11 protein-coding genes and 3 tRNA genes are annotated in these 13,434 nt (G+C 64.9%); 5 read left to right on the forward strand and 9 right to left on the reverse strand.

The window, feature by feature from the left end:
• Positions 1-423: 423 nt before the first annotated feature.
• Both E3T50_RS08270 and E3T50_RS08275 read right to left on the reverse strand, forming a co-directional pair.
• A tRNA-Met gene (locus tag E3T50_RS08270) sits at positions 424-497 on the reverse strand.
• Between the two features lie 31 nt (positions 498-528).
• Positions 529-600 (reverse strand) — tRNA-Thr (locus E3T50_RS08275).
• Between the two features lie 125 nt (positions 601-725).
• On the opposite strand from E3T50_RS08275, the gene E3T50_RS08280 reads away from it, so the two are divergent.
• Positions 726-2,426 (forward strand): glycoside hydrolase family 13 protein, encoded by a 1,701-nt coding sequence (locus tag E3T50_RS08280; protein ID WP_134551383.1) that lies wholly within the window; start codon positions 726-728, stop codon positions 2,424-2,426.
• The gene (locus E3T50_RS08285; protein WP_174844742.1) at positions 2,423-3,226 is read left to right on the forward strand and encodes a GTP pyrophosphokinase; all 804 of its coding nucleotides are present in this window, start codon (positions 2,423-2,425) and stop codon (positions 3,224-3,226) included. The genes E3T50_RS08280 and E3T50_RS08285 overlap by 4 nt, the downstream gene beginning before the upstream one ends.
• Before the next feature lie 9 nt (positions 3,227-3,235).
• Here E3T50_RS08285 and E3T50_RS08290 read toward each other — a convergent pair whose 3' ends face one another.
• From E3T50_RS08290 to E3T50_RS08300, 3 genes are all read right to left on the reverse strand, one after another.
• Complete coding sequence (locus tag E3T50_RS08290; protein WP_134551384.1) at positions 3,236-4,396, reverse strand: M23 family metallopeptidase; 1,161 nt, start codon at positions 4,394-4,396, stop codon at positions 3,236-3,238.
• Positions 4,397-4,589: 193 nt separating this feature from the next.
• On the reverse strand, positions 4,590-5,426 hold the full coding sequence (locus E3T50_RS08295; protein WP_134551385.1) for an inositol monophosphatase family protein: 837 nt from the start codon (positions 5,424-5,426) through the stop codon (positions 4,590-4,592).
• Between the two features lie 67 nt (positions 5,427-5,493).
• Positions 5,494-5,578 (reverse strand) — tRNA-Tyr (locus tag E3T50_RS08300).
• A 198-nt stretch (positions 5,579-5,776) separates the two neighbouring features.
• Here E3T50_RS08300 and E3T50_RS08305 point away from each other — a divergent pair.
• Positions 5,777-6,265, forward strand: coding sequence for a YajQ family cyclic di-GMP-binding protein (locus E3T50_RS08305; RefSeq protein WP_104083098.1), 489 nt, complete (start codon positions 5,777-5,779; stop codon positions 6,263-6,265).
• 57 nt (positions 6,266-6,322) lie between these two features.
• On the opposite strand, the gene E3T50_RS08310 is transcribed toward E3T50_RS08305, so the two are convergent.
• From E3T50_RS08310 to ubiE, 3 genes are all read right to left on the reverse strand, one after another.
• Positions 6,323-7,705, reverse strand: a complete 1,383-nt coding sequence (locus E3T50_RS08310; protein ID WP_134551386.1) for an FAD-dependent oxidoreductase — start codon at positions 7,703-7,705, stop codon at positions 6,323-6,325.
• A 67-nt stretch (positions 7,706-7,772) separates the two neighbouring features.
• Positions 7,773-8,843 (reverse strand): polyprenyl synthetase family protein, encoded by a 1,071-nt coding sequence (locus tag E3T50_RS08315; protein WP_241990820.1) that lies wholly within the window; start codon positions 8,841-8,843, stop codon positions 7,773-7,775.
• Positions 8,844-8,865: 22 nt separating this feature from the next.
• The gene (gene ubiE / locus E3T50_RS08320; protein WP_134551387.1) at positions 8,866-9,567 is read right to left on the reverse strand and encodes a bifunctional demethylmenaquinone methyltransferase/2-methoxy-6-polyprenyl-1,4-benzoquinol methylase UbiE; all 702 of its coding nucleotides are present in this window, start codon (positions 9,565-9,567) and stop codon (positions 8,866-8,868) included.
• Between the two features lie 78 nt (positions 9,568-9,645).
• On the opposite strand from ubiE, the gene E3T50_RS08325 reads away from it, so the two are divergent.
• Entirely contained in the window at positions 9,646-10,878 is a 1,233-nt protein-coding gene (locus E3T50_RS08325; protein WP_241990821.1) for an isochorismate synthase, read from the forward strand.
• 9 nt (positions 10,879-10,887) lie between these two features.
• On the opposite strand, the gene E3T50_RS08330 is transcribed toward E3T50_RS08325, so the two are convergent.
• On the reverse strand, positions 10,888-11,736 hold the full coding sequence (locus E3T50_RS08330; RefSeq protein WP_134551388.1) for a hypothetical protein: 849 nt from the start codon (positions 11,734-11,736) through the stop codon (positions 10,888-10,890).
• Positions 11,737-11,977: 241 nt separating this feature from the next.
• Here E3T50_RS08330 and E3T50_RS08335 point away from each other — a divergent pair.
• Positions 11,978-13,434: HNH endonuclease signature motif containing protein (locus E3T50_RS08335; RefSeq protein WP_134551389.1), on the forward strand; the 1,457-nt coding region annotated here is incomplete at its 3' end.

Genomic DNA, 13,434 nt, shown 5'->3' on the forward strand with positions numbered 1-13,434 from the left:
ATGCACGGCAGAAGAGCGACGCTCAAGGATCTGCTTGAGCACGATATTCTGGAATCGACGGACACTGAGATCCGTACTGCAATGACATCCGGGGTGATCGTCGTTGCGAACACACTTCGACGCGTTGAAGTCTATTTGTGCGACCTCACGTTCCTGCTCCTTCGCCGCGCGGGGCAGGGATGAACATCTCTCCGCACTGAGGGAGTTCGGGGGGGGCGACACTGGTCGAGGCTGCTGAACGGGCAGCCGCCCGAATCGGGCCAGTAGTGCACACAACACATCCAGCCCTGACTATCAGAGCCGAGGGAGACCGACTGCCGGAACTCAGACCTAAAGCGGAGTTTAGAGCGGAGTCGGCCAGCATCCGGGCAAAAAGAAAGGCCCTCTAACCGAAAGAATTCCTGGTCAAAGGGCCTTTATGTGTAGCGGGAGCGGGAATTGAACCCGCGACACCACGATTATGAGCCGTGTGCTCTAACCAACTGAGCTACCCCGCCGCGACTTGTCGGCTGTTCGCTTCCAAGCCTGAGCCCCCTGTGGGAATCGGACCCACTACCTCTTCCTTACCAAGGAAGTGCTCTACCAATGAGCTAAGGGGGCAGAACAACCAAAACGGTAGCACTGCCGCGTTTTTGGCAACCTAGAAACATTATCACCCCGACAGCGAACTTAGGACCACTTCCACCACGCTACAGGCACCAGCGAGGATGCCGTAGCATTTTAGGATGACTGGCATCGAACTGACCCCTGGCACCGAATGGTGGCGCACAGCCGTTATTTATCAGATCTACCCGCGATCCTTCGCCGACGCGAATGGTGACGGCATGGGCGACCTCGCCGGCATCAGCGCGCGACTGCCCCACCTCAAAGATCTCGGCATCGACGCCATCTGGCTCTCTCCTTTCTATACGTCTCCGCAACGCGACGCTGGCTATGACGTCGCTGACTACTGCAACGTCGACCCATTGTTCGGCACCCTCGACGACTTCGAGACGCTGCAACGCACCGCTCACGACCTCGGCATTCGCGTCATCGTCGACATCGTGCCCAACCACTCCTCGAGCGACCACGGCTGGTTCCAGGCGGCCCTCGCGGCCGGCCCGGGCAGCGAGGAACGCGGCCGCTACACCTTCCGCGACGGTAAGGGCGAGAACGGCGAGCTGCCCCCGAACAACTGGGAGTCCGTCTTCGGCGGCCTCGCCTGGACCCGCACGACCGACCCAGACGGCACCCCCGGCCAGTGGTATCTGCACCTGTTCGACAGCAGCCAGCCTGACTTCGACTGGGACAGCGAGTGGGTGCGCGAGCAGTTTCGCGCGGTGCTGCGCTTCTGGCTTGACCGCGGCGTCGACGGCTTTCGGGTGGATGTCGCGCACGGCATGATCAAGGCTCCCGGCCTCCCCGATTACACGCCTCCCGCTGAGGGTGGAAGCATGGGCGGGGCTCCGGCATCCGCTCTCGAGCCGGGGATCACCGCCGAAACGCCGCTGACCGCCCCGTACTGGGCGCAGGACGGTGTTCACGAGATCTACCGCGATTGGCACCGGGTACTCGCCGCCTACCCCGGCGACCGCGTGCTCGCGGCCGAAGCCTGGGTCGACCCGCTCAGCCAGATGGCCAAGTGGGTGCGTCCAGACGAGATGCACCAGGCCTTCAACTTCGCCTACCTCGAAACCCCGTGGAACGGCCCGCTGCTCAAGAGCGTCATCGATGAGTCCCTGGAAGCCTTCGGCAACGTCGGCGCGCCGAGCACCTGGGTGCTCTCCAACCACGACGTGGTGCGCCACGCCTCCCGGCTTGCCCTCACCGGCGAGAACCTGCAGGGACACGGCATCGGCCCGGAGACGGTCGGGCTGCCCGACACGGTGCTCGGACTGCGACGCGCGCGGGCGGCATCCGCTCTGATGTTGAGCCTGCCGGGCTCGAGCTACCTGTATCAGGGCGAGGAACTCGGCCTGCCCGAAGCCGTGGACCTGCCCGATCACGCCCGCGAAGACCCCACTTGGTTTCGCACCAACGGCGAACGGTACGGGCGAGACGGATGCCGGGTGCCGATTCCCTGGGAAGCCGCCGGCGAATCGTTCGGCTTCAGCACCGGCGCGAAGAGCTGGCTGCCGCAGCCGGCCGAGTGGGCTGCACTCGCCCGCGACCAGCAAGACGGCGTGACCGGATCGACCCTCGAGCTGTACAAGCTGGCACTGCGCCTGCGCCGGGAGCATGCCCTCGCCGCCGGCACGGTCGTGTGGCTCGCTGGCTTCGGCCCCGAGGTGGTGGCGTACCGCAACGGTGACGTGATCATCGTGGCCAACACGGGCGCGACATCCGTTCAGCTGCCCGCTGGCGACGTAGTACTGGCGAGCGAAGAGCTCACCGGCCGCACCCTGCCGGGAGATGCTACGGCCTGGTTGCGCTCCGTTCAGGTATGACCGCACCGTCCGACCAGCTCGATGACGGCGCTCCCCTGGTGAGCGCCGTCGTGCCCAGCACCGTGTCGACGATCGTTGCCATGCGGGAGCTGAAACTCGAACTGACCCGATTCATGATGTCGTACAAGTTCGCGACCGACGAGATGCTGACCAAGATCAACATCTTGAAGGAGGAATTCAGCGCCATTCATGACTACAGTCCGATCGAGCACGTCAGCTCGCGACTCAAGTCGCCGGAGGGAATCCTCAAAAAGGCCGTCCGCAAGGGGTTCCCGCTGGAATTGACCGGCATTCGCGACAATATTCAGGACATCGCCGGAATTCGCATCACCTGCAGCTTCATCTCAGACACCTATCGCATCCGCGATCTGCTTGCTGGGCAACGAGACGTCACAGTGTTGCACGAGAAGGACTACATTCACGCACCGAAGGCCAATGGGTACCAGAGCCTGCACCTGATCGTCGCCATTCCGGTGTTCATGACAGACCGCGTGCAGCCGGTGACGGTCGAGATTCAGATTCGCACGATCGCCATGGACTTCTGGGCGAGCCTTGAACACAAGATTTATTACAAGTACAACGGCGCTGTGCCCGACACGCTGGTCGAAGACCTGCGGCAGGCAGCAGATGCCGCCAATCGCCTCGATGTGAAGATGGAGTTGCTGCACGACCAGGTCGTCGAGCTTGAGTCCGTCGATGCCGACGGGGCCGACCTGTTCAGCTTCGACGGCCTGCCGCCGTTTCCTCTGCCGAGGGGCCTGCTCGAGTCGTTTATGCGCGGGCGCGTCGAGCCCGAGTAGGCCGGCGGGCTAGTTCGTGTTGGCGTAGAGCCAGGCGAGTGGGTCGACCTTGGTGCCGGTGATTCCACCCTCGCGAATTTCAAAGTGCAGGTGCGGGCCGGTCGACATTCCGGTGTTGCCGGTCTTGCCGATGACCTGGCCGACCTTGACCACGTCGCCCTCCTTGAAGAGCATCGATCCGTGGATCATGTGCGCGTACACACTCGTGACGAGCTGACCGTCGATCATGTGGTCGATCATCATGTTCACGCCGAGGCTGGCTTCGCCGTCTACAGCGGAACTGACCACGCCGTCGGCAATGGCCTGGATCGGCGCGCCCACGCCCGGGTTGAAGTCCTGGCCGCCGTGATTGGCCGAGCAGCCGGCGCAGCTGCGCGGTCCGATCTGGTCGCCGACGTGCACGCCGACGGCAAACGGCCACTGAATGGTGCCGTTCGGGTTGTTGGTGAAGGTGTCTTCCATGCGGATACCGCTCGCAGCGGCAATCTCAGCGATGGTGCTCGACTCGTAGCCGTCGCGCTCGACAGTGACGGTGTCGCCACCGGCCGGGTCCATGGTCTGCGCCTCTTCGGCTGGCAGAACACGCTGCGCTTCCAAGGCGGATGCCCGTACGTCCTGTGAGGACAGCAACGCCTCCGCCGGAATGGACGTTGCCACGGCCATCAGCGCCACAAACGACATCGCGAGTATCGAGGCGCCCGTGGCCGCACGCTTGCGCGCCGTGCTGCCGAGCGCACGATCGCGGGGTGCGCGACGGGGCAGCGACCCGGCCGGAACGAAGGCGCGCGCTGGGGCGAAGGCTTCCCCGGCCGACTGGTCGATACGGTGGCGGCGGCGGGGACGGTCACCGACAGCGGGAATCACCGTTGGAATCGACTGAGTGAGACCGGGAGCCAACAACTTCTCGAAGTCGGTGGGTTCGGCGTCGGCGACCGGAACCGCAGCGATGATGCGATCGCTCTCGAGGATGACGGCCGGCTCGAGGTCGGGTTCGGTCAGATCGGCGGCCACGATCAGGTCAGCGGCGGGGCTGAGGCGCACGACGTGGTCGTCGACCGGCGCCGGCGCCGCAGCAGAAAAAGCCACCCGCTCGCGCTCGCGCAGTTGGCGGCGGGTCAGGGCTGCCGGCACTGCCGGGGGAAACACGGTGCCGACACTCTTGTCAGACACGGAGGTGTCCAAGGAAGCAGTGTGACGTGACAAGGTGCATCTTTCGGCATAGCGGACGGGATCAGGTGCTCGTACTCGATAACGCTCAGTGACGACATGCCCATGTAACGAATTGATCAAGGAAAACGCGCAACCCCGAGATTACCAGAGAAAGGTCGCCAATCACACCCCAACTGGGTATATGGGCACGATGTCATCGGGCTTGCGCGTCAAATGGGAAGCGTTCGAACAGGCCGGCGAGAACGGGTTCGAACTGACCGTAGAGGCTGGGCGCGGCGGCGATGAGCAGCGCGCGACCCTCGTCATCCGCTTGCAGAGTGCCGACCTGAGCACCTGCCTCGCGCGCGATCAAGCCGCCGGCGGCGTGGTCCCACGGGTTGAGTCCGCGTTCGAAATAGAGGTCGAGGCGACCGCAGGCGACCGAGCAGAGGTCGAGTGCGGCCGAACCGATACGACGAATGTCCCGCACCTGGCCGATGAGACCACTCACGATGCTCGCCTGCCACATCCGCCGGGCTGCCTCGTAGCTGAAGCCGGTGCCGGCCAGTGCGAGCGAGAGCGGCACGTCGTGATTCACGTGCAGGCGGTGATCACCGAGCCAGGCACCCGAGCCTTCCGATGCGGTGAACACCTCGCCGAGGGCGGGATTGACGACCGCACCCGCGAGGGCATTCCAGCTGGCCGGGTCGGGGTCTCCCTGCACGACGGCGATACTGACGGCGTAGAACGGGATGCCATAGAGGTAGTTGACGGTGCCGTCGATGGGGTCGACCACCCAGGTGAGCCCGCTTGTGCCGCGAGTCGCGTCGGATTCTTCGCCGTAGAACCCGTCGTTCGGGCGGGCGTCGGCGAGCAGGCCGCGAATGAGCAGCTCGACCTCGCGGTCGGCAGCGGTGACGATATCTTCGGGTGACGACTTCGAGGCGGCAATCTCGACCCCCTCGCCACGGCGCCGGTGGGCGAGTGCGCCGGCGGTGAGGGCGACGGTGCGCGCAAGATCAAGCAGCTCGGTCGGGGCAGGATGCGTCATGCCCTCACGCTACAGGCAGCTGCACAACCAGATCAGGCAGGCCCGAGGGCCTGCCTGATGGTGCTGCTGGTGGCGAGTGCGAGGTTCGAACTCACGAAGGCTACGCCGTCTGATTTACAGTCAGATCCCTTTGGCCGCTTGGGTAACTCGCCAGGCGCTCCCGACCAGGTGTAATCACTTGACCGGAGACGCGGGTTAACAATACAAGACGAAACGCCTCACCGAGAAATCAGCGGCGCTGCGAGCGTCCGTGTCCCAGCGTGCGCCTCGGAATGAGAGTTCAGAAAGGGTCCGCGCAGACTGTCAATCCGACACTTTTTGCGCCCTCGTCGGTCGGATACCATGGGGGAATGGCAGATTCAACTTTCGACATCGTCAGCAAGGTCGACCCGATGGAGGTCGACAACGCCCTCAACCAGGCGCACAAAGAAGTCGCACAGCGCTACGACTTCAAGAACGTGGGAGCCTCGATCGCGATGAGCGGCGAGAAGGTGCTCATGAAGGCGAACACGGAGGAGCGCGTCAAGGCGATCCTCGAGGTGTTCGAGGCCAAGCTGATCAAGCGGGGCATCTCACTGCGCAGCCTCGATGCCGGCGAGCCGTTCGCCTCCGGCAAGGAGTACCGCATCGAAACGAGCATGAAGGCCGGCATCGACCAGGAGAACGCGAAGAAGATCGGCAAGATCATTCGCGACGAGGGCCCCAAGGGCGTCAAGAGCCAGATTCAGGGTGACGAATTGCGGGTCAGCTCGAAGAGCCGCGATGATCTGCAGGCGGTGATGGCACTACTCAAGGGCAAAGACCTCGACGTGGCCCTGCAGTTCACCAACTTCCGCTAGCAGCGAGGGGCCCGGTCCTACTGCAAACCGGGCGCACGGTCCGGGTCCGGACCGTGGTCACTCGGCTCGGGAGACGGCTACCATTTCGTCGCGGCCCACGACCTTGATACGGGTGCGGCCCACGGCATTACCGAGCGCGAGCTCATGCTGGTCGAGGTTGTGCCACCCGTCGAGGCCGGTATATTTCACGCCGCGCGCGTCGAGCAGTTTCACGATGCTCTCCTCCGACGGGAACTCGGGGCGCCACCAGTTGCCGAGGTCGTTGATCAGGTGCCGGATGGTTTCCATCGCGTCACTCTTGGTGTGGCCGATCAGGCCGACCGGGCCACGTTTGATCCAGCCGGACACGTAGACGCCGTACATCTGCTGGTTGAACAGCCCGCCGGTGCCAGCCGAAGGGTCGCGGCGCAGCACCTGCCCCTCGCGGTTTGGAATCACACCGCGCTTCTTGTCAAAGGGCACGTCGGGCAGTTCTGAACCGAAATAGCCAACCGCCCGGTAGACGGCCTGAATCGGGATCTCGCGAATTTCGCCGGTGCCGACGACGCCGCCTGCGCCATCCGTTATGGTGCGCTCCCAGCGAAAAGCGGCTACCCGGCCGGCGCCGTCGTCGACGATTTCGACCGGTTTGGCGAAGAAGTGCAGGTGCAGGCGGCGGCTGGCCGTACCGGTCTCGCGGGCACGCCACTGGTTCAGCGTCTTGTCGATCACGAAGACCTGCTTGTTGCTCGCGACGGCGGCCGTCGCTGCCTCGTCGTAGACGAAGTCTTCGTCGTAGACGATCATGTCCACATCATTCAGCTCGCCGATCTCACGCAATTCCAGTGGCGTGAACTTCACGGATGTCGGCCCGCGGCGCCCAAATACGTGCACGTCGGTTACCGGCGACGCCGTGAGGCCGTCATAGACGTTCGCGGGAATCTCGGTCGGTAGCAGATCGTCGGCATGCTTGATGAGCATGCGGGATACGTCGAGGGCCACGTTGCCGTTGCCGATCACGGCGATCTCGCGCGCCTCAAGCGGCCAGGTACGCGGCACGTCGGGATGCCCGTCGAACCAGCTCACGAAGTCGGCGGCGCCGTACGAGCCGTCAAGTGATGCTCCCGGAATGTTGAGGTCGGCGTCCTGCACGGCGCCGGTCGCGAAGATGACCGCGTTGTAGTGTTTTTTGAGGTCGTCGAGGGTGATGTCAACGCCGAACCGCACGTTGCCGAACACGCGGATATCGCCGCTGTCGAGCACGCCGCGCAGCGCGGTGATGATGCCTTTGATGCGGGGGTGGTCGGGGGCGACGCCGTATCGCACCAGTCCGTACGGTGCCGGCAGGTGGTCGAACAGGTCAATTGAGACCTCAAAGTTGCGCTCGGCTTTGAGCAGAATATCGGCGGAGTAAATTCCGGCCGGTCCGGCGCCGACGATGGCCAGTCTCAATTTGGTCACTGAGGTTTTCCTTACTGCGCGAGCGGGCCGCGCGAAGAAACGCACCCGGCACGCCCTCGATTGGGGTTTAGCTGGAGCGCTCGACGATGGTCTCGGCAAATCGGGTGAGAGCTTTTTTGACCGAACCGTTGGGTAGTGGCGCCAGGGCTGCGACGGCGTCGCGGGCCCAGCCGTGGGCCTCGGCGAGGGTTTCGGCGGTGACAACGTGCTCGCGCAGCGCGGTGATCGCGGTGTCGGCCGCCTCGGTCAGCGCGGAACCGTCGACCATGACGTCCCGTTCAAGGCGTTCGAGCAGCGAAGCGGATGCCCCATCGCTCACAGCGCGCTCCCGCAACCGAAGCAGGGGAAGAGTGACGACACCGGCCCGCAGGTCGGTCCCGGGCACCTTGCCGGTCTCCTTCGGCTGCGGCGACAGGTCGAGCACGTCGTCGATGAGTTGGAAGGCCACGCCAATCTTCTCGCCGAAATCCACCACGGGCTGCTCATACGCGGCCGGGGCGTTGGAGAACACCACACCGCCCTGAGCGGCAGCGGCAATGAGCGAACCCGTCTTACCGGCGAGCACCTGAATGTAGTGCTCGACCGGGTCGTCGCCGGCGCGTGGACCGACCGTCTCTTGAAACTGGCCGAGCACCAGGCGTTCAAAGGTGGTCGCCTGAAGTTTGATCGCGCGTTCGCCGAGCCGGGCCATGAGCTGGCTGGCGCGAGCGAACAGCAGGTCGCCGGTCAGAATCGCGATCGAGTTACCCCACACGGTCTGTGCACTCGGCACGCCGCGGCGCTTATCGGCGTCGTCCATGACGTCGTCGTGATAGAGCGAGGCCAGGTGGGTCAGTTCGATGGCCGTCGCCGCGGTGATCACATCGGGCACCACGCCCTCGCCCAGGTGCGCGGTGAGCAGCGCGAGCATAGGGCGCACCCGCTTACCGCCCGCGTTCAGCAGGTAGCGGCTGGTAACGGTGGCGATTTCATTGGCGTAGACGAGCTCGTCGATCAGCGCAGCTTCCACCTTTTCGATGCCAGCATCGATGTTCGCGGCCAGGCCACGGTCGGCGGGAGTTGAGAAAATACGGTCGCCGAGGCCCACCTGGCTGGTCACCGACGCGCTGCGTCGAATCACGGGGGCTCTGAATTTCACGTGAGTCTGCCTATCGAGTTGGTCAGGACTTGGTTCCGCGGTGCAGGGCCACGATACCGAGCGTGAGGTTGCGGTAAGCGACCGCGGAATAGCCAGCCGAGCGCAGCCATCCGCTCAATACCGGCTGGGTCGGCCACGCCGCGATGGACTCACCCAGGTAGTCGTAGGCTTCGGCGTTCGATGAGGCGAGCCGCACGACCCTCGGCATGACATGGTTCAGGTAAGCGAAGTAGCTCCGGCGCACGAGCGACAGCGGCGGCGTGGAGAACTCACAGATGACAACGCGGCCGCCGGGCTTGGTTACCCGGTAGAACTCGTCGAGCGCTTTCTTCGGTTCGACCACGTTGCGCAGTCCGAACGAGATGGTGACGGCGTCGAATTCGTTGTCCTTGAACGGCAGCGCCGTGGCGTCGGCCTGCACAAAGTCAATGTTCGCGTTGTGCGCGTGACGGGCTGTACCGACTGCGATCATGCCAGCCGAGAAGTCGGCGGCGACGACGTGAGCGCCACTGCGGGCGAGGGCAGCGCTGGACGTTCCGGTTCCGGCGGCGATGTCGAGAATGCGTTCGCCCGCTTGCGGGTTGACCGCCTGGGTTGTCGCGACGCGCCAGAGCGACGCGTTGCCGACCGACAGCAGCGCGTTCGTGCGGTCATAGTGGGCGGCAACCTCGTCGAACATGGCAGCCACCTGCGCGGGCCGTTTGTTCAGGTCTGCTCTATTCACCCCATCATTCTAGGATGCGCAACCCGGCAAATACTGCACGGTTGCCGGGGCGCTGAGACGCGGGCGTAGGCTACAGAAGTGAATGTGCAGGCCTTGACGGTCGAAACCTCCCCGATAGCCGATATCCGCCAACTGATCCTGCTGCTGGACGGCCGCGCGCCCCTGCTCTGGATGCGTCGCAATCAGGGTCTGGCCGGCATCGGTTGCGCGCTTCGGCTCGAATTTTCTGGCCCTACCCGCATGACGGATGCCGCGGCCGCCTGGAAACAGGTCGTCGCCTTGGCCACCGTGACCGACCCCCTCGCCCGCACCGGCACCGGGTTGCTGGCGTTCGGCGCGTTCGCCTTCGATGCGTCATCCACGCAGACCAGCGTGCTCATCGTGCCGGAGATCATCGTCGGTCGCGACGACGGCCAGTGCTGGGTGACCCGCATCTGGGCAAGCGACCAGAGCGCCCCGGAAATCCCGCTGGTGTTGCATCCGCTTGGCGACGAGTATCGCATCGTGCTGTTGCCCGGCGCGCTGCCGTCCGACGACTTCCGCTCAGCGGTCAGCTCGGGCATCGAGGCCATTCGGGCCCAACAGGTCAATAAGGTCGTACTGGCGCGTGATCTCGTTGGGCGGGTACCGGCCGAGTCCGACCTGCGCCGCGCCATCACCAAGCTCGCGCTCGGGTATCCGGACTGCTGGACCTACGCCATCGACGGACTTATCGGGTCGAGCCCGGAGACTCTCATTCGTGCCGACAACGGTTCGGTCAACGCCCGGGTGCTGGCCGGCACCATCTCGCGGGGAGCGGATGCCGAGGACGACCGCGAGGCTGCCCTCACCCTGGCCACGTCTTCGAAAGACGGCGACGAGCACGAGTTTGCCGTGCAAAGCGTGCTCAAGTCGCTGCGCCCACATACCTCGGTGCTCGCGACGAGTGAGATCCCATTCACGGTGAAGCTGCCGAACCTCTGGCACCTCGCAACCGACCTGGAAGGCACCCTGAGCGACGGGTCGACGTCCCTCGACCTGATCGCGGCGTTGCACCCGACGGCTGCAGTCGCCGGCACTCCCACCGACGCAGCTCTTGCGCTGATTCGTGAGCTCGAACCGTTCGACCGTGGCCGCTATGCCGGGCCGGTCGGCTGGGTCGGCGCCGACGGCGACGGCGAGTGGGCGATTGCCCTGCGCTGCGCCCAAGTGGCCCCGACCGGCGCGATCACGGCCTACGCCGGCTGCGGGATCGTACTGGACTCTGACCCTGACCGTGAGCTAGCCGAGACGAAAATGAAGTTTCGTCCCATCGTCGAGGCCTTCGGTTAGTGCCGGTCGCTAAAGCCAACGCCAGGAATCCGCGGCGGCAGCGATGATCTCCTCGCCGTTGTCATCGGGGATGACGAAGGAGATCACGAAGAACCTCACCGGTTCCCCGGCTGACTGATAGCGCTCCGGGGCGAAGACGGTGAGGAACGCTTTGGTCTGGGTTTTTTCGGCGGTGCTCGTCAGGCGTGTGAGGTTGGCCTCGACGCCGTCGAGACTTACGGCCTCCCGCAAACTCGTGACCTCGCCCGCATCGGGAAAATAGCTCCGGTTCAAGAAATCGACCATGTCGTCGAGACGTCCGCTCGGAGCCCATGCGTCGGTGCTGGCAACCGGCACGGGTTCCACCAGCACGCTGCCGAGAATGCTGCCCACCCCGGTGTTGTTGATCTCACCATTGGAGTCGTACTCGCCCCGCAATTCCAGGGACGTGACGCAGCCCTCCGTCTTCTCTGCGGACTGGTTGTTGATGTAGCCGACGGGACCGTTGAACGAATAGCAGGGGGTGACAATGGGCTGCGCGTCGCTGAGGATCGCCGTGCCAATCCCCGAGTTCACCAGCGAGATCACGATCACACTGGTCACCGACACGTTGGCGAGCACGGCCAGGGCTGAGCCGATCAATCCCACGCGGCCGAACGGCTTACCGCCCGGTTTGCGCACTGCCAGAATGCCGAGAACGATCCCGGCGACGCCCAGCAGCAGTCCCAGAATCGGAATCCAGCCAGTGACGAAGGCACTGACGCCCACGATGAGTGCGGCGCGGGCGATGCCGCCGCGACGTTTGGGCGGGGTCGACACGGGCGCCTGTTCGGGGAGGCGCGCCGACTGCCGGCGACCCTGGGGTGAATTGATGGTCATCTGGGCCTCCCGACATCCGTGTGCCTCAACGGTACCAAGCCACCGGTACGTCTCCCCTCCAGCTTCCGGCGCCAGTTTCCTCGAGAGCGGGTAAATGGTTGCGTCAGCATGTGCTCAGCGAGCATTCACCCGCCCTCGCGGCCCGTAGACAACTCTTATAAAACATCAGCATTCAACTGAGTTTCTCTCGCTTTCAGGTGTGATTTGGGCTAGAATTGTGGGTGAAGGAGGCACCGTCGCCATGACCCTCACCGCCCCGCCCGCCGCAGCCGGCTCCGTGCCGGATCCCGAGGTTTCTCGGGTCGCGGCAATTACCCAAGCCGGTGCGATTCTGGCTGAGGCGTTGGATGGGGTGCGGTTTGGTCACCTCGACGACACCGAAGCCATCGCGGTAATGGCAGCCCTGGAAGCTCTCGGTCGCAAGGTTGATGGGGCCAGGCTCCGAGCCACCACCGACATTGGTGCGCGCGCCGAGACCGACCTCGGCACCGGGTCGCTCGCCTACAGGAACGGATGCCGCAACCGGGTCGATTTCATCAGCCACCTCGCCGGCATCTCCGCCCGCGAAGCCAAACGCCGCCTCAAGCTCGGTGAGACCGCGGTGGAACGCACGCCGCTCGGGCTGCCGGTGCCGGCCCGCTACCGGGTCATCGCCGCCAGCCTCAACAGCGGCGACCTCGGCATCGAGTCGGCCGAGATCATCGCCACCACCCTCACCGGCCTGCACGGCCGGGTCGGGCAGGACGACCTCGACCGGGTCGAACGCGCCCTCGTCGCCTCGGCGACCGGCGCCATCACCCCGGAGACCGCCGGGCTGCCCGGCGCGGGGATCCGTTTTGCGCCCGACCTGCTACAGGCCCAAGCCCTGGAATGGCAGGGCCGGCTCGACCCCGACGGCACCGCCCCCAACGACGACGCCGTCGAGGCCATAAGCACCCTCACGTTCGGGCTGCTGCGCAATGGGCTCTACCCGCTGCGCGCCGACGTCACCCCCGAACTCCGCGGCATCATGGACACCCTGTTCGACACCTACCTGTCGGCACGGTCGGCCACGCCCAGGTTTCTGCCAACCGAACTGCTCAACGGCGAACCTGGTGTGGGCACCGGCACTGAGCCGTTCAGTGACGAACCGTTCAGCGGCGATGACAGATTCGACGGCGACCGTCGCACCGGCGGGGAGAAACGCGCCGACATCCTCCGCACCATCTTCGAATTCGCCGCCCGCGACCCCCACACCCCGACCATGGGCGGCGCCGCCCCCACCGTCATGGTGCACATCAACGCGGTCGACCTCGAACACGGCCGCGGCGTCGGCTGGATCGACGGCGTCGACGCCCCCCTCAGCTTCCGCCGCGTCAGTGAACTCATCTGCGCCGGCGGCTACCAACAAGTACTGCTCGGCCAGAACGGCAACGTCCTCAACCTCGGCGACACACTCCGCTGCTTCACCCCCAGGCAACGCGCTGCCATTGCCGCCCGCGACGAGGGCTGCATCATCCCCGGCTGCACCATCCCCGCCCGCTGGTGCGAAGTACACCACGTCACACCCTGGCAGCAAAACGGACCCACCAACATCGACAACGGCACCCTTTTATGCTGGTACCACCACCACACCATCGACACCGCCGGATGGAAAATCCGCATGGTCCGAGGAAGACCCCAGATACAAGGACCACTCATCTGGGACCCCACCCAAAC

This window comes from Cryobacterium gelidum (assembly GCF_004403985.1).
GTDB lineage: Bacteria > Actinomycetota > Actinomycetes > Actinomycetales > Microbacteriaceae > Cryobacterium > Cryobacterium gelidum.